The organism is Geoanaerobacter pelophilus (assembly GCF_018476885.1).
In the GTDB taxonomy this organism is placed as follows: Bacteria; Desulfobacterota; Desulfuromonadia; order Geobacterales; family DSM-12255; genus Geoanaerobacter; species Geoanaerobacter pelophilus.
Map to the genome: position 1 here is coordinate 130930 of NZ_JAHCVJ010000009.1, position 23138 is coordinate 154067.

Annotated in this window: 10 protein-coding genes; 7 read left to right on the forward strand and 3 right to left on the reverse strand. The window is 53.2% G+C overall.

The features are described from left to right. Window positions 1-51 precede the first annotated feature (51 nt). From meaB to KI809_RS18065, 3 genes are read left to right on the forward strand one after another with little or no spacing between them, the layout of a single operon-like run. Window positions 52-1005 carry a methylmalonyl Co-A mutase-associated GTPase MeaB gene (gene meaB, locus KI809_RS18055; protein ID WP_214172996.1) on the forward strand — a complete coding sequence of 318 codons (954 nt, stop codon included), beginning with the start codon at window positions 52-54 and terminating at the stop codon, window positions 1003-1005. Then, window positions 998-1927: a L,D-transpeptidase gene (locus KI809_RS18060; protein ID WP_435052263.1), complete on the forward strand. Its 930-nt coding sequence runs from the start codon at window positions 998-1000 to the stop codon at window positions 1925-1927. Before meaB ends, KI809_RS18060 begins: the two co-directional genes overlap by 8 nt. Window positions 1928-1974: 47 nt before the next feature. Then, window positions 1975-2694 (forward strand): DsbC family protein, encoded by a 720-nt coding sequence (locus tag KI809_RS18065; protein WP_214172997.1) that lies wholly within the window; start codon window positions 1975-1977, stop codon window positions 2692-2694. Window positions 2695-2777: 83 nt separating this feature from the next. Here the strand turns inward: KI809_RS18065 and KI809_RS18070 are convergent, their stop codons facing one another. The 3 genes from KI809_RS18070 to KI809_RS18080 form a co-directional block, all read right to left on the reverse strand. Then, entirely contained in the window at window positions 2778-3638 is an 861-nt protein-coding gene (locus KI809_RS18070; protein ID WP_214172998.1) for a chemotaxis protein CheX, read from the reverse strand. 41 nt (window positions 3639-3679) lie between these two features. Then, window positions 3680-4039, reverse strand: a complete 360-nt coding sequence (locus KI809_RS18075; RefSeq protein WP_214172999.1) for a response regulator — start codon at window positions 4037-4039, stop codon at window positions 3680-3682. Window positions 4040-4113: 74 nt separating this feature from the next. Next, window positions 4114-6459, reverse strand: a complete 2346-nt coding sequence (locus tag KI809_RS18080; RefSeq protein WP_214173000.1) for an OmpL47-type beta-barrel domain-containing protein — start codon at window positions 6457-6459, stop codon at window positions 4114-4116. A gap of 449 nt (window positions 6460-6908) precedes the next feature. Between KI809_RS18080 and KI809_RS18085 the strand changes: the two genes are divergently transcribed. From KI809_RS18085 to KI809_RS18100, 4 genes are all read left to right on the forward strand, one after another. Then, window positions 6909-7232 (forward strand): hypothetical protein, encoded by a 324-nt coding sequence (locus KI809_RS18085; protein WP_214173001.1) that lies wholly within the window; start codon window positions 6909-6911, stop codon window positions 7230-7232. A 140-nt stretch (window positions 7233-7372) separates the two neighbouring features. Beyond that, the gene (locus KI809_RS18090) at window positions 7373-12700 is read left to right on the forward strand and encodes a CxxxxCH/CxxCH domain c-type cytochrome (RefSeq protein WP_214173002.1); all 5328 of its coding nucleotides are present in this window, start codon (window positions 7373-7375) and stop codon (window positions 12698-12700) included. 11 nt (window positions 12701-12711) lie between these two features. Further along, complete coding sequence (locus tag KI809_RS18095) at window positions 12712-17025, forward strand: CxxxxCH/CxxCH domain c-type cytochrome (protein WP_214173003.1); 4314 nt, start codon at window positions 12712-12714, stop codon at window positions 17023-17025. Window positions 17026-17035: 10 nt separating this feature from the next. Next, on the forward strand, window positions 17036-23138 hold a 6103-nt coding region (locus KI809_RS18100; protein ID WP_214173004.1), incomplete at its 3' end, for a CxxxxCH/CxxCH domain c-type cytochrome.

Here is a 23138-nt window from a genome sequence, read left to right on the forward strand (position 1 = left end):
CTCGCTTTTCCATTGTAGCGGCTAAAAAATATGAAAATGAGGTAATCTTTGATGTCATTGGCTGAGAGGATACTTGCCGGAGATATTCGTTCTGCAGCGCGGCTTATGCGGGACATTGACGATGGCTTCACGTCGGCCCTCGATGAGCTGAAGTCTCTTTATCCTTCTTCGGGGAAGGCTTATCTTGTCGGGATCACCGGGCCTCCGGGCGCAGGGAAATCTACGCTTGTCGACCAGATAACTGCCGAGTACCGGAAGCGTGGCAAACGGGTCGGCATCGTGGCCATTGACCCGACAAGCCCTTTTACTGGGGGGGCTATTCTGGGTGACCGCATCAGGATGAACCGTCATGCCGACGATGAAGGAGTCTTTATCCGCAGCTTGGCTACCCGCGGGTATCTTGGAGGGATTTCGCGCTCGACTGGCGATGTTGCCTTGGTGATGGATGCCATGGGGATGGATGTTGTGATAATCGAGACGGTCGGAGTCGGCCAGGATGAAGTGGATATCGTTCGGATGGCACATACTACTGCTGTCGTCATGGTGCCGGGTCTTGGAGATGATATTCAGGCAATAAAAGCAGGCATTTTAGAGATAGGCGATGTTTTTGTTGTAAACAAGGCCGATCGGCAGGATGCTGACAGGACTGTCCGTGAGCTTGGTGCTATGCTGGATATGAATGCCAAGAAGGACGGAGACTGGCTTCCAAAAGTTTTAAAAACCGAAGCCAACAGGGGCACCGGCATTGAGGCGTTAGTTGATGAATTTGAGTCGCACCGAGCGTATTTATTTGGTTCTGGTGCTATTGAGAAGTTCATGTCAGAGAAGATTTCCCGGATTTTCATGGAGATCCTTAAAGACCGGCTCTTTGCTGAGGTTATGAAGCCTTTGACGGCTGAAGGCAGACTTGATGGCATTGTCGATGATCTGGTGAAGCGCAGAATTGATCCTTATACCCTTGTTGAAAGAATTCTTGAAGAACGGGCTGTCAATCGGCATGAATAAACAAAGGACCTGTAACACTAGCACTATGCCCAAGTGGGTCAGGGTATTCCTGAAGTTTTTTGTTGGTTCATTATCGCTTTTCCTTGCCGGATGGATCATTCTGTCTGGACCATCCGCGGTTTCCGAGCCGGCTGCAAATCCTGAAGACCCTGCCAGAGAGGATCTTACCCGGATTGTGTACCCAAGCCTTGAAAAAATTGAGTGGCGTCCGCATTTCATGCGCCCCAATGATTCACCTGAACTGCTGTTTGGCAAGGATTGGCCGCTTGTGGCTCGGTTTAACCGTATCGACAGACGGCATCTATATCCGGGCATGACGATCAAAGTGCCGGTAAGGATGGATGACATAAAGGATTACACGGCGCTTCCCCGCTTTTACGAACCAGCGAAGCGCCACGAGAAATATATCCTGGTGAGTATTACCGAGCAGTGGATCGGCGCCTATGAACATGGCAAGTTAGTGTTTTCAATGCCAGCGGCCACCGGGAAGAAGGGGACCGAAACTCCCACAGGGCTCTTCCGCATTGATGCCCGCCATAAAAACCATACATCGTCACTTTATCAGACCGACGACAAGAGCGCTCAGTATCCGATGGACAACGCAATGCGTTTTTATATCGGTCCTGACAATGTATCTTACTGGATTCACGCTCGCGATCTTCCGGGCAAGCCTGCGTCTCACGGCTGTGTAGGGCTTTTTGATGAGACCATGCAGAATCGCATGTATGATCTGCCGGAAAATCCTGTTCTTATGGACTCTGTGAAGCTCTATAACTGGGCTGTGGGCGAAGATGATTATGAAGATGATACCGGTGAACTCGAAGAGCTGGAGGATGGACCGGTTGTCGAGATAGTGGGGGAGCTTCCCAAGGTGTTGAATGAGAGCCCATACCGACCTGTTGCCGCAACAGTCGGCAAATAAGTGGTGTTGCAGCTGTTGAAAACCCAGCAATTACAAAGGAGGTTTACATGAATGTTTCATTGAGGATACTGGTGAGTTGGTTTGTTATGGCCTTGATTGCCGCATCTGCTGTGGCCGCCCCGTTGGTCGTCAAGCCTGAAACCGTTTTGCGGCAAGCGTTCCCCGACCTTACCTTTGAAAGCATCAAAGAAACCAACATTGCCGGTATGTATGAAGTTGTCTCCGGTCAGAATGTTTTGTATTTCTTCCCGGAAAAAGAATATCTTTTTGTCGGTGAGATTTACACCAAGGATCGTAAGACCTTGTCTGCAGAAAGAAAAAAGGAACTGAAAGAAAACACGCTCAAACTGGTCAAGTCGCTCCCTCTGGAAAAAGCAGTAAAGATCGGTTCGGGAAAGAATACGGTGATTGAATTTACTGATCCTGACTGCCCTTATTGCCGTAAGGCTTCCGAGTTCCTCAAGAAACGCAAAGACGTGACCCGCTATGTATTTTTTGCTCCTTTTGCCCATCCGCAAGCCATCACAAAGATTCACCATATCCTTAATTCAAAGGATAAGGCTGCTGCCTATGAAGACATGATGGGGGGCAAGCCGTCGCCTCAGGGTGCTACTTACAGTGACTCGGTAAAGTCTTTGGCACAGGAACACATCGCGCTTGCCAGAAAATTGGGTGTGCAAGGTACGCCGACTTTTTTTGTTAACGGCCAGGAAGTCGTTGGGGCGGACGAGAAAAAGATAGAGAGTCTTTTAGGGACCCATAAATAGCCGGTGATGACGCTGATAAACGCAATAAGCCCCGTCGAGATGGTAACCGACGGGGCTTTTCCTTTTATACTTGCTGAGGGTAATCAGGTGTAGATTATGAGTGTAATTGCCGCGTTGCCGCTTGCCAGGCAGATGGGAAAGTTAAGAGCGGTATATCCTACCGGGATTTCAATGTCGTCTTGGCTTTCAAGGATTTCCGGCGGCATTATATCGAGTGTTATTCCAAGCTGAACTGATTTTGCCACTATATTTCCACAGACGACATTGATGAATTCCATCACTGTGTCATCGAGCACTTCTTTTGGTTCATGGGATACTTCATCCTGGCTCAGTATTGCCTTGGCAATCTGGATCTGGACCTCTTCGGATGCAGAGAAGACATACCGGCAGCGAATATCGCCCGTAAAGTCCATTGCCGCTACAATATGAGAACTGGCAAGGCAGCTGACAACTTCGCATGGTACCGGCCTGAAAGTGAGCCGGGCCACTCTGGTCAACATCTTGTAGCTTAGATCAGCCATCATTTCCCATAACGGTTGTTGTTGCACTCCTGCAGGTAGTTGCACCCGGTCTGTAACATATTGAGATTGATCTGCTTTAAAATCAGCAAGGTATTTTTCCAGTTGGTCTTCGGTAAGACCGCCAACCATAGTGATTGCCTTGCCGATATAGAGGTGAGAGTCTGACTGTTTGCGCAATGCTTGTTGCAGGGTATCTGCAGAGAGAAATCCTAACTTCACGGACATATCGCCGAATCTTAAATCTTCCGAACGCTGAGCAAGGTTTACCTGCTCCACGTCTGCCTGGGTCATCAGACCCATCTCAATGGCAATATCGCCTATGCTTTTGTTCGTTGATTCTTGCAGTTCAATTGCCTTAAGCAAAGTTTCTCTGGAAATCACACCTTGCTCTACCAGGAATTGACCAAAAAACTTTACAGCCATAGTTAATCTCCTTCTGCATACATGATCAGTGGCATTCGTTTTCAGAGACTACGAAGGATCTTAAGGACATTTTCTGCTTCAAACGGTTTAGAAATAACATTCATCGCACCGAGCTTGATCGCTTCGCTGAACTTGTCGCCAACCCCTCCCAAAGAGGTGATCATTACCACCTTAACAGTCTTGTCCAGAGACATAAGGGTGCGCAAAGCAGTTATCCCGTCCATGCCAGGCATGTTCATGTCCATGCAAATGATGTCTGGATGGAGAGTTTGGAACAACTTGATAGCATCCAGGCCGTTTTTGCCTTGGCCGACAACCTCAAAGTCACCACTTTCTACAAGGATTTTTTCAAGTTGGCGGGCTACAGAAATGCTGTCGTCTACAAGCAAAACTCTTTTCATATTTAATTCTCCTTCTCCGATCAGGACGTCGTGACTTTAATAATATCGGCTCGGAATTGCGGTACTTAAGCAGGTTAAAGAATGATAAAAATGATAGTTATGATCAGGGCATTGATTCCGCCAAGTCCGAAGTATTCTTTTGTGTAGTTTTTGTTGGTTTGTTCACTAGTTAAGATTGGATTAGTTCCTGAGAGATAATCAGTTTCGTAAGCGGATTCCTCGCTTCCCGTCTGCCCGGTGATCCGTACGTTTACCTTGTTTTTCGGTTGAGGTTCCTCTTGAGCGGCTGGCGCAGGTTTTTGCGGCATCAGGATTGATTCTGGAATGTCAGGGTCAAAAGATCGTTGATCTGATGCAGATTTGTTGCCTGATTTGTCGTTTTGGACTTCATTGGTGACAAGGGCTGGTGGCGGAGGCGGTGGTGGAATGACAACCTTGACTTGCGTGACTTTTGCAGCTTCTCTGTTGCCGGCTCGGTCAGTACTCCAGTACCTGATCTCATAGTCTCCTGCCGTTGATATGCTGAACGGCTCTGTCCCTTGCCGTATCCCTTTGCCGAGAATAAGGTATTCACTCGCTGCAGCACCGGACAATTCATCGTTAGCGCTCAAGGAAAGTACCGTTTTATCGGTTACTTGGATGGTTTGCGGTGCAGATTGCTTTGGTTCGCCGATTACCAGAGATGTTACTGGCGGAGTATGGTCAATAATCACCTTGATAAACCTGGCTGGTTCAATATTATTGAGCTGATCAATACTTCTGAATTCAACGAGATGAATCCCTTCGTCGGCAATAGAGAACGGCTGATATGTTTTCCACGGGCTATCGTCGAGCTTGTACTCAGACCCCTTGATTTCAATATTCTTATCAGAAGCTGTGATGGCAATATTGACCGGCTTGTCAGAGTAAACAGTGTCGCCGGTGTCTATTTTCTCATTGTTGACGCTTATCTGTGATGCCGGCGGTTCAACATCAACCATTACTTTTAGCGACTTGGCGGGCTCTACGTTGCCGGCTTTGTCTCTGGCTCTGAATTCAATAGTATGGAGGCCGCCCTGCTGTATGGTGAACGGCTCGTATGAGGACCAGTCACCTGAGTCAACCCTGTATTCAATCGCATTGACACCGGATTGATTGTCTGTGGCGGTAAGGTTAAAAAAAGTGCTGTCATTGACAATGAGGTTACCTTTTACCGTAGTCACGCTGGGAGCGCCTACATTGATCTTTGTCACAGGTGGCGTTTTGTCTATCTGCACCTCAATTGACTTGGCTGTTTCCTGATTACCAACATAGTCAGAGCTGCGAAATGAGATTAAATGATTTCTTTTATCGTCAACGGGAAATGGCGAGTATGTTTGCCAGGCTCCTTGATCTATTTTGAATTCTGTTCTCCTGACCCCGGAAAGCATGTCTGATGCGGTTATGACAAACCTGGACGGACTATTGGTATAAAAGACATTTGTTGTAATGGCCTGGTTGTCTCCGGTAAGCAATGTCGATATTGGCGGTGTTGCATCATTAATAACGCTCAGGAATTGCCCATCTTCCAGGTTACCGATATTGTCCCTGGCTCTGAATTCAATTTTATGCTCACCTTCCTCCTCGATTCGGAAAGCTTCTCTGTAAGTAAGCCATGCACCTTTATCAACCCGGTATTCTATCTGAGCTAGTCCTGAATCTTCGTCTGTTGCCGCTATGGTAAAGGTTGTTGCGCTGGAAACAAAGGCCTTGCCATCACTATCCTTGTAGTAAGGGGTGCCGACTTCTATTTTGCTCGTCGGAGCTGTTGTATCCAAACTGAAGGAGATGGATTTGGGTAATTCAATATTACCTGCCTTGTCCCAAGACCTGAAGGTAAGTACGTGTATGCCTTTTGATATGGTGGTCAAGTCGAGAGGCTCTCGATAGGTCTTCCATTCCGCAGAGTCCCCCCAGTGGTATTCGATACGGTCAACTCCCGACTTTACTGGCCCGGTGTCCTCAGCGGACAGCTCTATTTTGCTTGAATTGGAGATAAACAGGGTCTTGGCGGTAATATGCTTCGGCGTATTCACCTGGGCCGAGCTGCTTGGAGCAGAAGTGTCGATGATAAATGAAACTGAGCTCTTGGTGCGCTTCCCAAGAGCATCGACTGCTGAAACATCCAGCACATATTCGCCGTCAGTTGCTATTTCTTTTAGGTCGTACGGAGCATTGTTAAGCATTGCTTCGATATTCGCGTCGCCTCCCAATATCTGAATTTTGGGAGTGATCGCCTTGTTGTAGACCCCTGAGTTCATTACACCTGAGATTTCAATGGTTATGCCGCTGAGATTGGGTTCAGGTGAGAGTTGTCCTGATGCTGCGGCAAAAACGACCCCTGAGACAAAAATAAGACAGAGCACTAGCAGAAGGGTAGATTTATTAAAAGAAGCAAGCATTTCCATCCCCAATCAGGTTGGTATTCAATAAGTTTTTAATAATACTCGCTGGCAGTTGCCGGTGCAAGTTCAAAGTCACATGCACACATTGCACACAAGCTATTGTAACAGCTGAGCATAGTGATCAGGGCTTACCGTATTAACCTCATGATTCGTGATTATCATTGGGGGCTGTTGCAGCCTTATGGGCTCAGGTGTGTTCATTACTATATATATTATTTGAGATTATTTAATAATGTAAAATCATTGAAATGAATTACAAAAAATATGTTTATTTGTTGTGGCTCCGATCGTGCATAAATCTCATTAGAAAAATTGCCGATATTTTGTGTTTAGAAAAAACAGCTAGTTGGCTGGTTTTTGTTGATTAATGAAAGCTAAAACAGTTTTATGACTGGATCAATTTGGTTTTTTAACCAAATATCCTCGGTAGCTGGATGACTGTTTCTATGCAAATTTTTAAATCAAAAATCATCTATTGCTTTGTTGTCATTGCGCTGATCTCAATCGCGTTTGTCAAGATGGGTAGCTACGTCTCTGACCTGCCTCATGCCAGTAATGCGACCGTTCACCTGGAGCAGTTGGATTTTACAGAGTCTTTTTGCGAGACAAAGAAATATCAGCAATATATTGATGCCGAATTAAACGTGTTAAGTGCCCTCGTGCCAATACTGTTCTGCGGGCTGCTCCTTGCCTTGCCAACCTCTTCTCTACTAATGCATTATCTGTACTCTCCCCCTGCGGGGAGGTCTCCTCCTGTAATCGCCTGTTAATCGCGCATCTGATTAAAACAAGACCTTTTATTATCAGTGCTTAATTGTAAGTGCTTAAAACTTAATAAGAAAACTACTGAAGGTTTGATAGGTATCCAAACAATGACAACTTCTGCTGTTGATTTTGCGGGGGAAGCGGTATGAACCGTCCTGTCAAAGCGCTCTTAAGTGCGAAAGTTTCTCTTTTCGATGGGGTCATCGGCAATTTGTTATGGCTGGTTTGTGTCATAACGCTCTGCGGTTTGCCTGCTCAAGGCTTTGCTTCCTCTGCAGAGTTGTTGCATAACAGCGCAAACCTCGGGACCAAATACGGAACCTGGGGTGCTGGCTATACCTGTCAGACCTGTCATGAAAAGGCAGCGTCAATGAACGTCAAGAAATTAAAGACTGTCATTGTTACGCCAACAGGAGCGAGACAGGTAGTTTTCAACCGCTACACTGGTAGTGGCAATAATGCAGTCGGGATTTTCGGTAACGACGAGAGGACCGTAAATACGCAAACATCAAGAAATGTCTGCGAGGTTTGTCATCATAATACGGTATATCATCAGTACAGTGCCTCTAAGATCGGTGACAAGACCCATTCCTCCCATAAGAGCAACCGCAAGGACTGCACCGATTGCCATAAGCACAATGTCGGCTACAAACCACCCGATCCCAAGGCCTGCAACGTGTGTCACGGGTATCCCCCGACTGATAATTCCTATTATGGTGGGCCTTCAGGCATGGTCACCCCACCAACTCTTGCGCTTGGGGGGACTGTTGATGCACCGCCGTCCAATATCGGCGCCCATAATAAACACAGGAATATCCTCGGATTTGAGTGCCAGGTTTGCCACAACAATTACGGCCATGGCTACGCCGGCAATGATATGATTGAGTTTGGTTTCAAGATTGACCAAAACACCTGGCCGCCGTTCTCAGGCACTGTTACCAAGGGTGAAATCACCGGCACGAATGCTGCGAGTTTCCGAAACAACTATGCCTTAGCCCCAAATAATCCGGAAACCACCCTTAAGCGTGCCCCTGATGTTACAACCTGTAATGTCTACTGCCACGGTGGATTCTGGAACTATTCATCCGGAAGGGCTGCCAAGGCGGTGTCATGGGTTCAGGGGCCTCTCGGCAGCTGCGAGACCTCTTCCTGCCATGGCACTACCCAGGCTAATCCGCCTACTTCGGTTATCATGGGGAATGTCTCAACCGGAGCCCACAAGACCCATGTCGGTAAGCTCGGCAACGACAAGGCGAAGTGCGCCTACTGTCACGACGATTACTACTCGCCTAGCCGGCATATGGTGAACGGGCGCGTCAAGATCAACCTTTCTGCACTCTCAGCTTCAGCTACCTATAAAAGCTTCAACCAGTTTTCAACTGCCTATCTTGCCACTACAGGGGCATATGGCAACTGCAGTAATGTCTATTGTCACAGCAATGTACAGTCCGCCAATGGTTCAGGTCCGGCATCCTCATATAAAACGGTAGCCTGGGGTGGCGACAGGGTAGGGTGCGATTCATGCCATGGGGGCACCCGCACCAATGCTTCGCCTATAGCTACTGGAACCCATGGCAAACATATATCGACCTACAGCTTCAGTTGCGGCGATTGCCATAGCGGTGCAGGCAACGACCTTCCCTCTAAACACGCCGACTCGACGATTGACGTAGCTTTCAGCAGTAGTTTCGGCGGAAACTACAGCCAGAGTGCAAATGTGCCGGGTGATGGTTACGGGAGCTGTTCTGCTAATTACTGTCACAGTGACGGCAACGGCATCACGAAGAATGTTGGTTGGGGCGCCGGGACATTGGGCTGCGCAGATTGTCACAAGGCCGATCTGGCCAGCGGAGCAGCGATAGATACCGGTAAACACAGCCAGCATATCAACCAGGCCGCAGTTCTCGGGAAAAATCTGAAGTGTGCTGATTGTCATGCCAATACTGTTAATAATGCCATGACGATCAGTAATGTTGCCAATCACGTCAATAAATTCAAAGATTTCTCCGGGGCTTTTGCCGGGAGAAACAGGGCTGCCTGTAATACCGCCTACTGTCACAGCGACGGCAAAGGGTCTGCCGGGGTAAACGTGGACTGGGTTAGCGGTCCTGCCATTAACGACTGCAAGGGGTGCCATGGTTCAGATTCTGCGCCGGCCTTTACCTCGATTGCCGGTGAGCCGAACTATGCCAATACCGGTGCAGGCACTGCCCGGGCCAATAGCCACCAGCGGCATATGGGTGGTTCCGGGGCCACTGCTTGTATCTTCTGCCATAATGATACCGTCAATGCATCGGGTGCTCTGATTACTACCACTCTCCATCTTGATGGAACACGCAGCGTTGCTGCCGGTGGCGGTAGGAGCTTCAGTTATGACTCGGCAACAAATACCTGTTCTTCGATCAGTTGTCACGGTGGGCCGTCTCCTGCCCGGTGGGGGCAGTCCTTCCCGTCCGACTGTACCGGCTGCCACGGCAACAATGCCGCCAGCTCCATTCCGCAGACATCCGGCAAGCATGCCGCTCACATGAACAACGCTGCAGTGCTTGGGACAAATTACGGGTGCGTGACCTGTCACGCACTGACCGTTGGGACTGATCGATCCATAGTTGATCCGGCCTACCACGGTAACGGTTACAAGAACTACACCGGTCCGCTTGCCGGTGGTCGTTCCAGCTATACAACCGCAAATGGCGTCTGTTCGGCTTCCTACTGTCATTCCGATGGCAAGAGTGTTCAGAAAGACATGACTGCCACTAACTGGAAATCCTCAGCAACACTGGACTGCAAAGGGTGTCATGGTTCTGATCTCTCGCCAGCGTTCAGTTCGACAGCCGGCGAGCCGAACTATGCCAGCACCGGAGCCGGTACGGCACGGGCCAACAGCCACCAGAACCATGTTGACACCGGGGCTGCCGCTTGTATCAACTGTCACGCTGCTACCGTTGCTGTCGATGGAACCTCCCTTGTTGGTAGTCATACCAACCGGGTGATCGATGTGGTGCCGGGCAACAGCAAGAGCTTCACCTGGGTCGCGACAGGCAAGACCTGCAGCGATATCAGTTGTCACGGCGGCAAGGGGTCATTCACCCAGACCTGGGGTGCCCCGCTAACTGCCAACTGTCTCGGTTGCCACGGCAACAATGTGGCGAGCGGCATCCCGATTGCCTCCGGCAGTCATACCGCCCATATTAACAACTCACTCCTGCTCGGCAGCAACTACAGCTGCACCGAGTGCCACGCCAAGACCATCAACCCGGACGAACGATCATTCGCCTATCCTGCCAACCATGGCAACGGCTACCGCAACTTCTCCGGTGTCCGGGCCGGCGGTGACGCCTCTTATTCAAGTGCAACCGGCGTTTGTTCCGCAACCTATTGCCACACCGACGGTAAAGGCACACCGAAGATGGCTGTTGCCAGCGGCTGGAACAGTGGCGCCAACCTTAACTGTACCGGATGTCATGGCTCGGATGCTGCACCGGCCTTTGCCTCTGCCGCCGGTGAGCCGAACTACCTCAATGCCGGAACTGCCCAGCCCAAGGCCAACAGTCACCAGAAGCATGTAGGTGTGTCCGCTCAGTCTTCAACTTGTGTCTATTGCCATGGTACCACCGTAAATGCGGCCGGTACTGCCATTATCGCTAATCACACCGACCGGGTGATCAATGTTGACCAGGGTGGCGGCAAGACATTTGTCTGGACCCAGGGGTCTAAAACCTGCGCCACTATCAGCTGTCACGGTAACGGTTCCCCATCGGTTCAGTGGGGCCAGCAGCTACCGGCTGATTGTACCGGTTGTCATGGCGGCAACGGAAGCTCTGCCAGTCCACTCGCCACTGGACAGCACTCAGCTCATATCAACAATGCGGGTGTTCTGGGGACAAACTTTGGCTGTATTGACTGTCACAGCGTTACTGTGTCCGGCGATACGTCAGTAAGCAACAGTGCGAAGCATGCCAATGGCTTCGTCAATTATTCTGGAACACTTGCTGGCACGAACTCCTCCTCATGTGCAACAGCGTATTGCCATTCGGACGGCAAGGGGAGTGCCGGCAGGGTGGTCAGCTGGACAACCGGGCCGGCGCTCGGCTGCGACGGTTGCCATGGTGCCGCTTCAGGCGCCGGCACTTTCACTAGTGTTGCCGGAGAGCCGAACTATACCACTGAGGCTGGTTTGAGAGCCAACAGCCACGATAATCACACCAAAAAGATAACCGGCCAGATCGGCGCCGCTTCCTGCGATATCTGCCATACCAACACGGTCATTGGAGCCGGAACTGCAATCAAGGCGGCTTCTGCTCACATGAACCGTCAGATCGATATCGATTTCAATAGATCAAAAGAGACCACCGCGGTTTGGACTAAAGGCAGTCGGACCTGCTCAAACATTGCGTGCCACAATGGCGGTTCCGCGGTTTGGGGGGATGCCTCTAGCGCTGGTTGCCGCGTTTGCCATCCGTCGCTGTCCGCTGCTCACACGGCGCACATCGGCGATCTGATGAGTAGCGGCCTGGTCACCATGTATAACTACACGGCAAACAGGTCAGCCGGATCGGTTTACCGTTATGGCTGTGCCAACTGCCATCCGACTGATACGGCGAAGCACCGCAACGGTACAGTGGATATCGACGTATCAAGCAACAAGGCGGGCCGGAGCTATCTGGGCAGCCTGAATACCCTTGTTACTAGCGCTTCAGCGGGATACACGCGAACCTCTTCCACGCAGTTTACCTGCGACCTGGTATACTGCCATTCCAACGGTAAGAGCCTGGCGCAGGTCGCCGGCGATTACCGCCAGTCCCCGAACTGGTATGGCGGCAGCTATACCGGCAACAAGTGCGGCATGTGCCATGACAACCCGCCACAGTATGCCGGACAGTCCCATTATGTTGCCGACAGTTCACTTGGCAGCAATGGCAGACCATTCGCCTGGGAAAGCGCGCACCTGGTGGGGATCCATTTCAAAAACACCACAAAGGGTAACAAGCAGAACGGTTTCCTCGGTTATTCCTCTTCGGGGAGCATGGCCCACGGCAACCAGGCGGTTGCAACCACCATAAGCTGCAATCTCTGTCATAGCGGGGTGGTAAGCAATACCCAGATTGATACCTATGCCATGAACGGGACTTCCAGCAAATTCCGCTGCGGCAGCTGTCATACCGCAGCAACACGGACACCGCTGCAACCGGGCCAGATCGTCAACACCTCGATGCATATCAACGGGGTCAAAGATGTGATGTTTGCACCGGTTACGGTCAAGACCAAGGCACAACTAGCCAATGTGGCCAATGCCCTTGGCTGGAACCGCCATGGTAACTACAAGACCTCCGATTCATATGACAGTTTCGATCTGAGCGTATCCTCCTGGGATCCTCAGTCCAAGACCTGTCTCACCGCTTGTCACGTCAACCAGCCAGGAATCACCTGGGGCGCGGGGCTGCAATGCTCAAGCTGCCATGCGAACCAGTGAGGGGGACGGACATGAGATCTATTTTTTCGAGAGTGTCAATCATGAATTCTAGGGCTGTTGAATGTACCATGCACTTATTGTTGCTGGTTGTGCTGGCAACTCTTGTTGTGCCGTCACTGGCTGCTGCTACCGACCTGATTCACAATAGTGCCGACACCGCATCAAACAAGTGGCAGGCCCAGGGAGGCTGGGGCGTGGCCGGCGGCAAATATGGCAAGTTCACCTGCAGCACTTGCCATGCCCCGGATTCAGGCAACACCAAGAACATCAAGACCGTTATCAGCACCATGAACGGAGACGCCTGGCCGAATGGCTCGCAGGACGTGCAGGTTGTCTTCCTCAACCAGACCAGTATGGGCGATGACAGCAAAGCCCGGAGCAATTCCAACCGAATCTGCGAGGTTTGCCACAGCCAGAACCGGTTCCATAACTTCAATACCACCAATAATACCGAAGGCCTTGGGCATCCGACTCCCAAGGAAGTCTGCACGTCATGCCACAAGCACAACACCGGGTTCAAAGCCGGTTGCGGCGGTTGCCACGGCAACCCGCCAACCTCAGCTGTTTTCGGTACCAATACCGGCCTGATCGGCCTGCCGCGGCCTTCAAGAACTCTTGAACCGGGGCAGGTGGGCGCGCATCATACCCACACCCAGGTGCGGAATATGGTCTGCGATACCTGCCACTATATCGATAATGGCGGCATCAAGATGCCTAATCAGAGCGGCACCATCCAGATCGGCTTTTTCGGCTTCGGCGGCAGGGTAACCAACGGTATTTATGTCCCGTACTCGTCCGCCACCAGAGGCTATTCCTTTGCGTCAGGAACTGCGCAGACCGTTATCGCTGCCGCCAAAACCACCTATGCTGAGGCCAATCGCTGTCAGAATGTATACTGCCATGGTGGCGGCGCCCCAGGCCATGCTCCTCTCGGCGGCGGACTCAACCAGCAGCCTCGCTGGGATGCCCAGGGGCAGAATGCCTGTGGCAACTGTCACGGCACCACCAATGATAATCCGCCGACCCTCGGCAGCCATGTGAAACATACCGGCTCTGCCGCCGGATTCAACGGTTATGCGTTCCAGTGCGCTACCTGCCATCCTGCCACGGACGTATCGCATGTCCAGGGGAGCGTTCGCTGGCAGTTCGGCGCCAATGGCGATCCGCGTGTTGCCGCAGCGCTTTACCGGGCTGCCGGATCACTTGCAGACGAACATGCGGGAGCGACCAGCGATCTTGCCCCGAGCCAGTCCTATGGCCAGTGCAGCAATGTCGCCTGCCACAGCGACGGCAAAAACGGTTCGCCAAGAATCATCCCGGTGTGGGGGGACAGTTCCTTCCCAACCGACTGCTCCGGCTGCCACGGCGGGGCAACAGGAAGTGTGTCGCCAATAACAACCGGCAGGCACACCGCTCATATCAACAACGCTGCTCTGCTCGGCAGCAACTTTGCCTGCGACGCCTGCCACGCCAGGACCGTCAGCGGCAACACCACTTTGAGCAACAAGGCGAACCATGTCAATCTGCTGGTCGACTATTCCGGTGCCAAGGCCGGCAACGGCTCAACGTATTCGGCAGCTAATGGTGTTTGTTCCGCCTCGTACTGCCACACTGACGGCAAGGGCACCCAGAAAATAACCGCTGCAACCGGCTGGAACAGCGGCGTTTCCCTTGATTGCACCGGGTGCCACGGCAGTGATGCTGCTCCGGACTTTGCTTCAACTGCCGGCGAGCCTAACTATGTCACGACAGCTGCTGGTGCTGCCAAAGCCAACAGCCACAAGAAACATGTGGGTAGCGCCGGTGCCGCAACCTGTGTTTACTGCCACGGCGCCACGGTATCCGCTGCCGGTACTGCCATAATCGGCAATCATACCAACAGGGTTATTGATGTTCAGAAAGGCGGCGGCAAGAACTTTGACTATATCGGCGCCAAGACCTGCTCGAATATCAGTTGCCACGGCACCGGTTCGGTAAACGCGGTGTGGGGCGACACCTTTCCGTCCGATTGCACCGGATGCCACGGTGGCAACGCTTCTACCGGGGCAAAATGGATCAAGACCGGGATGCATTCTCAGCATCTTAATAATGCCGCGGTGAATGGCATAAACTTTGGTTGCGCCGAGTGTCATGCCGCCACTGTCAACTCTGATCAAGCCATTACCAACCCGTTGCTGCACGGTAACGGCTTTACCGATCTCTCCGGGGCCCGTTCGGGCAAGAACAGCGCTGCCTGCAGCTCTGCTTACTGCCATTCAGACGGCAAAGGCGGGGCAGGGATGTCAGTCAGCTGGACAGCCGGGCCGGCAATCAACAACTGTAAAGGGTGCCACGGCGCATCTTTGTCGCCGGCATTTACCAGCGTTGCCGGAGAGCCGAATTACCCCAGCGCCTCGCAGGGGACACTGTATGCCAACAGCCATGAAAAGCATGTCGGCGTTTCCGGGGCTACAACCTGCGTTTATTGCCACTCAGCCACTACGGTGGACGGGGTATCGATCGCCACAGCAGCAAATCACTTGAACCGTGCCATAGAGGTTGTTCAAGGGGGCGGGAAAGAATTCGTTTACGCCGGCGGCAAAACCTGCTCAAACATCAGCTGTCATGGCACCGGTTCGGCTGATGCCGTTTGGGGCGCAACCATGCCGGTTGACTGCACTGGCTGTCATGGCGGCAATGCCTCCAGCGCCAACCCGATAGTTACCGGCAAGCACGCCGCCCATATCAATCAGGCCGCCGTTCTCGGTAACAATATCGCGTGTGCGGCCTGCCATAGCCGTACTGTTGCGACCGACCGGTCGATTGCCAACATCGGCAACCATGGCAACGGTTTCAAGGACTATAGCGGCAGTTATGCTGGAAAGAACATTGCTGCATGCAATGCCGCCTACTGCCATTCGGATGGCAAGGGCGGTCCTGGAGTTGCGGTCAGCTGGACAGCAGGTCCGGCCATTGACAACTGCATTGGTTGTCACGGCGCGTCAACCGGCACCGGCACTTTCACCAGCATTGCCGGAGAGCCGAACTACGGCAATGCCGGGATCAACCAGCTGTATGCCAACAGCCACAAGGCGCATACGGCAACGGGTGCTGCCAGCTGCGATACCTGCCATACCGATACGGTGGTGACTGACGGCACGGCGATCAAAGCCGGATCACTCCACCTGAACGGCACCAGGAACGTCGGTTTCAACCGCGCCAAAGAGGCAACCGCATCGTGGAACGGCACAAACGTCTGCTCCAACATCACCTGTCACAGCGGCGGCAATGCTACCTGGGGTGATCCGACCAGCGCCGGCTGCAAGGTTTGCCATGGCAATCTCTCAGCGAGCCACTCCAAGCATATCGGCAATCTCATTGATAGCGGTATTGTTACCTTCTACCAGTACACGGCCAACAAGTCGGTCGGCTCAACCTATCGTTTTGGCTGCGCCAACTGCCATCCTACCGACCCGGCAAAGCATCGCAACGGTACGGTTGACTTGACGCTGGCCGCCAACAAGGCAGGCGGCAGCTATCTGAACAGTCTCAATAATCTCAATACCACCGATTCGGCAGGATTTACCAAAGGCAGTGGCAGCCTCACCTGCGAGACAGTGTATTGCCACTCCAATGGGCGCACCCTGTCTCTAGCGCTTGCCGATTACCGGCAGACCCCCAACTGGTACGGCGGCAGTTTCGGGGCAAACCGTTGCGGTTCGTGCCACGACAACCCACCGCAGTATGCTGGCCAGTCGCACTACAACCCCCAGACAGCGATCGGCAATGTCGGCAAGGCTCCATACCGCGAAACCGGACACATGGTCGGCATTCACTTTGTGAATACCGGCAAGGGGAACAAGCAGAACGGTTTCCTCGGATTTTCATCTTCAGGCAACATGGCCCACGGCAACAGCGCATTTGCCTCAACAATCGCCTGTTATACCTGTCATAGCGGCATAGTGAGCAGCACTGTCATTGATACCTACGCCATGGACGGGAGCAGCAGCCTGTTCCGTTGCGGCAGTTGCCATACTCAGTCAACGCGCACACAATTGCAGCCAGGCCAGATCGCCAATACTAGCCTGCATGTCAACGGTTCAAAGGATGTCCAATTTGCGCCGATAGTATTTAAGACAAAGGCACAGCTTTCCAATGTTGCCAATGCCCTTGGCTGGACGCGTAACGGCAATTACAAATCTGCAGATTCCTACGACAGTTTCGATCTTAGCGTTGCTACATGGAATCCGGCCACCAAGACCTGTCTGACTGCCTGCCATGTCAACCAGCCTGATATCACCTGGGGCGCTCAGCTCAAGTGTGTCAGCTGTCATGCACGGCAGTAAGGGGGGAATCATGACAACCATCCGGCTCGATAAAGGTGAGACTTATATGATGAGAAGGGTTCTTGATATAATTGGTAGTTGCACGCGGAAGAGATTGATGACCGTCTGCTGCATGATATCGGTCTTGCTGGCGTGTTGCGCTACCGGCTCCCAGGCTGCAGATCTCCTGCATAACAGCGTGGACACCGGCTCGAAGAGCAGTAAATGGCCGAACGGTTGGGGCGTTACCGGCGGCAAGTATGGGCAGTTTACCTGCGACACTTGTCATGAGCCGAATAACAAGGAGAACCTGAAGAACATCCGCACCGTCATTCATACGCCTGACGGTGATCTCTGGCCGAATGGGCAGCAGTCGGTACCAGTGAAATTTGCCAATCAGACCGGCATGGGCGACGACACTAAAGCACATGCCGCCTCGAATCGGATCTGCGAGGTCTGCCATAGTCAGAACAAGTTTCATAATGCCAACAGCGCCAATAACAGTGCCGGGTTAGGGCATCCCAATCCCAAAGAGGTTTGCACTACCTGCCATGCACATAATACCGGATTCAAGGCTGCGTGCGGTGGTTGCCACGGTAATCCGCCTACTTCGTCAGTACGAGGTGGCGATACCGGCCTGATCGGTAGCCCACGCCCTTCTTTTGCCTTGCAGACCAGTGCTGCCGGTGCCCATGCCACGCACGTCACCGGGCGCAGCCTTGTCTGTGACACTTGCCACTACATAGATAACAACACTCCCAAAATGCCTAACCAGAGCGGCACCATTGATATCGGATTCTTTGGTTTCGGTGGCAAGGTGACCAGCGGTACCTATGTCCCGTTTACCTCCTCGCGGCGCGGCTACCCCTTTGCTGCCGGTACGGCTGCCACTACCATTGCTGGCGGCGTGACCGATCCACTCCAGGCAAACCGATGTGCAAATATCTACTGCCACGGCGGCGGGGCCCCTGGCAAGGCGCCACTCACCGGCGGCAGCAATCAGGCTCCCCGTTGGGACGCATCCGGCCAGAGCGCCTGTGGCTCATGTCATGGCGCCACAACTGCTACTCCACCGGCAATGGGCAGCCATCCGACCCACGCCGGATCAGCCAGCGGCTATAGCTATAATTGCGATTTCTGCCACCCAGCGACTGATATCTCTCATGTTCAGGGCAATGTCCGCTGGCAGTTCAGTGCCACGGAGCCGCGGGTCAGCGGTGCCGCCTACCAGTCTGCCGGTTCAGGGGTGGCTGCCAATTCCGGGTCTACCGGAGACCTTGCCCCGAGTGCAACCTATGGTACCTGCAGCAATGTTTACTGCCATTATGACAAGACCCCACAGTGGGGGAGCTCTCTGGCCACAGATTGCAGCGGCTGTCACGGCAATGACGAGTTGTCGCTGACCCCGATGAACAAGAATGCCCACAAGGCCCATGTCAATAACAGAAGCCAGAAGTTCGACCATTTTGACTTCAAGTGCTACGAGTGCCACAACAGTACTGTTGATGCCTCAAACCGCTCGCTCATAAACAGGGGGCTGCATGCCAATGGCGCGAAGAATGTCGCCTGGGGACCTCTGGCAACCAAGAACGGCGGCGGTGCCCAATCTTATCAAACCAACGGCTGTGCCACTATCTACTGTCACTCAGACGGTAATGGCAACTTCAAACAACCGGCTAAAAGCTGGACAGAGTTAGCGGACGGTACGGAAGGCAGTGTCTCATGCGACTACTGTCATGGCGGTACTCTTGCCGATGCTACTGTCATGACCGACGAGCGCCATAACAACCATGTCAGACAAAGCCCGACAGGAGGCATCCTGCACAACGCAGTTGGCTGCGACAAGTGCCATGACGCCACCGTGGGCCCTGACGGCGCATCCATAGACTATCACACCGGAACTCACATCAACGGGGTGCGCGATATCACCTTTGCCAAATTCGCCAATCGCTCCGGTTCGTGGGTGGGCGGAACCACCCGTCGTTGCGATAATACCTACTGCCACGGCAGGAATAATCCGACCTGGGGAACTTTGACCATCAGCCAGTGCGGAACGTGCCATCGTGCGACCAACACCACCACAAGCGGCTTGTCTAACGCCCATCGCAAGCATTACAACTCAGGCACTGCCCCGCTCTGGAACACCAATGAGGGGTGGACCAATATCAACAAGTCTGCCACCAACAACGTATTCATGTGCGGCACTTGTCATTCCGAGGAGCCCAACACCCATCATGTCAATGGCCCGGCCATGCCGAATGGTGCTGCTGCCGAAGTGGTCATAAATCTTCCTTTTGCCATCCCGCCGGAAAGGCAATATCCAGCGGGCGGGGTTTCCGTTGTGACCAGAGGCACGACGGTCGTCCCCGACGGAGCCGGATATCTCTATTCCCAGGAAACGAGCTGTGCCACCTATTGCCATTCAAACGGTCGTGGTGGTGCGCCGGTAAATGTAATGACCTGGGATTCTTCCACTACTACCTGCGGCAACTGCCACAACAAGGCCGGTGACGCCAGCCCGACATGGTCCGGCGCCCACACCAAGCACCTTACCTCAACGGTTTCCACGGCAGCTACCTGTAATGCCTGCCATGCGGCAACAGCATCGGGAAACAATGCCCTGATCTCCGGTCGCCGGGACCGTCATCCCAACGGCTTCATAAATGTTACCGGCGGCAGTCTTGCCGGTGGTTCGATGCGGTGGAACGGCACCAGCTGCAGCAATGTTGTCTGTCACTACGGCGGATCCACCCCCAATTGGGTGGGAGGAAGCATGTCCGGAAGCAGATGTACCAGCTGCCATGGCGGTACGGCAAACTCTGCCAATCCGATGAGCAAACTCGGGCACAAGGCCCATATCAACAATCAGACTGCCAAATTCGGCGCGACCCGCTTTAACTGCAACGAATGTCACAATACTGTCGTTTATGCCAACAACACCTCAATCCTGCCGACCGGCACCGGCCTGCATGTCAACGGTTCCGGTACTGTTTCCTGGGGACCGCTTTCCAATGGCGGCGTTGCCTACAGCTCCGGCAATTGCACTAACATCTATTGCCACTCAAGCGGCCAGGCCACTCCAACCTACAAAAATCCTACTGCCTGGTCTGCCATCGCCAATGGCGCTGAGGGGACGGTTGCCTGCGATTACTGCCATAACGGCACCGGCTTGAACGGCGAGACCAGAATTTCGACCGGCCGGCATACCAAACACCTGGCAAACAGCGGTGACGCCGGGATCAATCACAGGATCCTCACCTGCGACACCTGCCACAAACTGACCACCGACGCCAATTATAGCCTGATCCCCGGCGGTGCTCATCTGAATAGGTCCAGGGATGTCAGGATGGCCAAGTTCGCCAACCGCAGCGGCGTGTACAGTGGCTCGCAGTGCAGCGTTACCTATTGCCATGGCAGGAACAACCCTAACTGGACCGCAACCACCGTCAACTGCGGCTCCTGTCACCAGTCCAACAATAGTGCCTCCTTTGGCCTGTCATCGACCCACCGCAAACATTACGCCAGCGGCACCAGCGTGACCAATCTCAACGGCTGGACCAACACCAATGCCTCAAGTCAGACTGGTCATGTTTTCTATTGCGGTACCTGCCACAACGTTGCGCCGCTTACCGACCATGTGAACGGACCGGTTAGCGTCAATGGCGCAGCTGCTCAGATTGTGTTCAACCTGCCGGTTGTCCCATCCGGCGCAGCCAGGCCGAACACGGTCCAGTACGGTACTGGTCAGCGCCAGGATGGTGCCGGATACTACTTCTCTTCCGGTACTACCTGCGACGTGTATTGTCATTCCGATGGTCGTGGCGGGGCAGGGAAGACCAGCTTCCTCTGGACATCGACCAAGTTCCGCTGTGGCGAGTGCCACAATTCGGCCTTTGACGGCTATACGGCGCCGACCTGGTCAAAGCCTCACAGCAAGCATATCCGTGGCTACTATGAGCTGGGGAATGCCAATATCAGCTGTTTCTCCTGTCATGCTGCAACAGTAATGAGCAACAACACCTCCATATCCGACAAACGCAGGCATATCAACGGTTACCGTAATATTTCCTCAACTGTAGCCTTTGCCAAGTTCATATGGAGTGGCACAACCTGCGCCAACGGTTACTGCCACAGCGACGGTAAAGCGACCAGCCCGGCATTCGTGACCCAGGCCTGGACTTCTGTCCCGGCGAATTGTACTGGGTGCCATGGCAACGCCTCGGCCAATGGTGGCAACAATTCGGCTCTTTCCGGAAAGCATGCCAAGCATGTGGGGACTGCTACCTACGGCTACCGCTGCGCATCATGCCACGCCAAAACGGTCGATGCCGCCAATGACCTGGCTCTCAAGCAGTACACCGGTGCAAAATACCATGTAAACAAGACCAGAAACGTGGTTATGGCTTCATCTTTTGGCGGGACCTGGACCTCCCCGAGCTGTACCAATGTCTACTGTCATTCAAACGGACAGACCCCGCCGACCTACAGCAACCCGAACTGGTCCTCACTGACAACTACCTGCACTTCATGTCATGGCGACGCTACCAGCAACACCTTGTCCGGAAGACATCAGAATCACCTCAACCCTGCCGTCAACACGAGCTTGGGTCTGGGTAACGGTATGCTGTGTGCCGATTGTCATGCCAAGACTGCTGCGACTAACAATTCTATTGCTAACTATGCTAATCATGCCAATAAGTTTGCCGATTTCTCCAGCTCCCACGGCGGCGGCAGCGTAACCTACAATAGCTCTACAAAACTCTGCGCCAATATCTACTGTCACAGTAACGGCAACCCGGCAGCAATCGTCTATCAGAACCCGACAGCTTGGAATGTCTCAACCTCCTATGGCTGCGCCAGTTGCCACGGTACCAGCAACAGTTACGCCGGTGCCCCGGATTATTCCAATGGCGGGCCGGTGCCGAGCCCTACCGCCAACAGCCACCAGAATCATGTCGGAGTCACCACCAATACCACCGTTTGCTCACTCTGCCATGCCAAGACCGTCAGCAAAACGGTTTCAGGGTTGCTCAAAGACTACACTGCAGTCAGGTACCACTTGAATGGCACGCCCAACGTCTATTTCGACCCCGCGTCGGTTGGAGCTTCGGCACGCTTTGACCAGGGGACCGGGCAGTGCTCGAATATCAATTGTCACGGCGGGATAACCTCTCAGGCTTGGGGCTATGCGTCTGCCACGCCTAAATGCCAGAAATGCCACGGCTATCGCGCCACTCCCTGGAATGCCCTGAACGGTGCCACTGCAACCACTGATCCCAAGGCAGGGGCGCACTTCAATCACATTTCTTCGACTACCTTCAAATATTCCGGTGCTATCAGCTGCGCGGAGTGCCACTCTACTTCTATTGCACTGGCAACTGATAACGTAAACGCTGCCGGTCATTACGATTCAGCAGCCCCAGCAGAAGTATCGTTTAATGCTCTGGCCAAAAAAGCTGGGCTGAATCCTTCCTACCTCTCCGGCGTTTGCTCTAATACTTATTGCCATGGGGCAAGCCTCCCGGCGAGCACACCTGCGAGAACAGCTCCTTCTTGGAATGTGCCATTCCTGACCGGCACGGCAACCCTTGGCGACGGCATTGCCGGCGGCAGCAATCCTGGCAGCGGTGATTGTGCCCAATGCCACGGTTATCCCCCGCAGAACGGCCACGCTTCATCTAACTGTAGCAGTTGTCATAAGCATTTGAATGCGGACAACAAGACATTCAACAATCCGTCCCTGCACATCAACGGCACTGTCGAAGGTGGCAGTTGTCTCAGCTGCCATGCCAAGGTTCAAGGGACCCGCGTCGATGTTGTCAATCACTTTGCGGCCCAATCGCACCATATCCAGGGAGCAACGCTCTCCAACGAACTCTGCTACCAGTGTCACTGGGAGGCCAATGCTGACGGCAGCATCAACAGCGCCTATCACATGGGCGTTCCCGGCGGCTCCGTCAGCCTGGTCATCTATGGCGCCGGCACCGGCAGACCGGGCAGCTACACCACCGGTACCTACATCTCCTACACTGCCAACGGCACCAGAGACTCGATCAAAAAGATCAATGCCCACTGCCTTGGTTGTCATAACTCAGCCAATGCCTCGCTGGCGCCGTTCGTTGCCGGGTCCACCA

Bases quoted from the DNA above. Each gene is read 5' to 3' on its own strand.
- meaB (WP_214172996.1), top strand. From the start codon at position 52: ATGTCATTGGCTGAGAGGATACTTGCCGGAGATATTCGTTCTGCAGCG.
- KI809_RS18060 (WP_435052263.1), top strand. From the start codon at position 998: ATGAATAAACAAAGGACCTGTAACACTAGCACTATGCCCAAGTGGGTC.
- KI809_RS18065 (WP_214172997.1), top strand. From the start codon at position 1,975: ATGAATGTTTCATTGAGGATACTGGTGAGTTGGTTTGTTATGGCCTTG.
- KI809_RS18070 (WP_214172998.1), bottom strand. From the start codon at position 3,638: ATGGCTGTAAAGTTTTTTGGTCAATTCCTGGTAGAGCAAGGTGTGATT.
- KI809_RS18075 (WP_214172999.1), bottom strand. From the start codon at position 4,039: ATGAAAAGAGTTTTGCTTGTAGACGACAGCATTTCTGTAGCCCGCCAA.
- KI809_RS18080 (WP_214173000.1), bottom strand. From the start codon at position 6,459: ATGCTTGCTTCTTTTAATAAATCTACCCTTCTGCTAGTGCTCTGTCTT.
- KI809_RS18085 (WP_214173001.1), top strand. From the start codon at position 6,909: ATGCAAATTTTTAAATCAAAAATCATCTATTGCTTTGTTGTCATTGCG.
- KI809_RS18090 (WP_214173002.1), top strand. From the start codon at position 7,373: ATGAACCGTCCTGTCAAAGCGCTCTTAAGTGCGAAAGTTTCTCTTTTC.
- KI809_RS18095 (WP_214173003.1), top strand. From the start codon at position 12,712: ATGAGATCTATTTTTTCGAGAGTGTCAATCATGAATTCTAGGGCTGTT.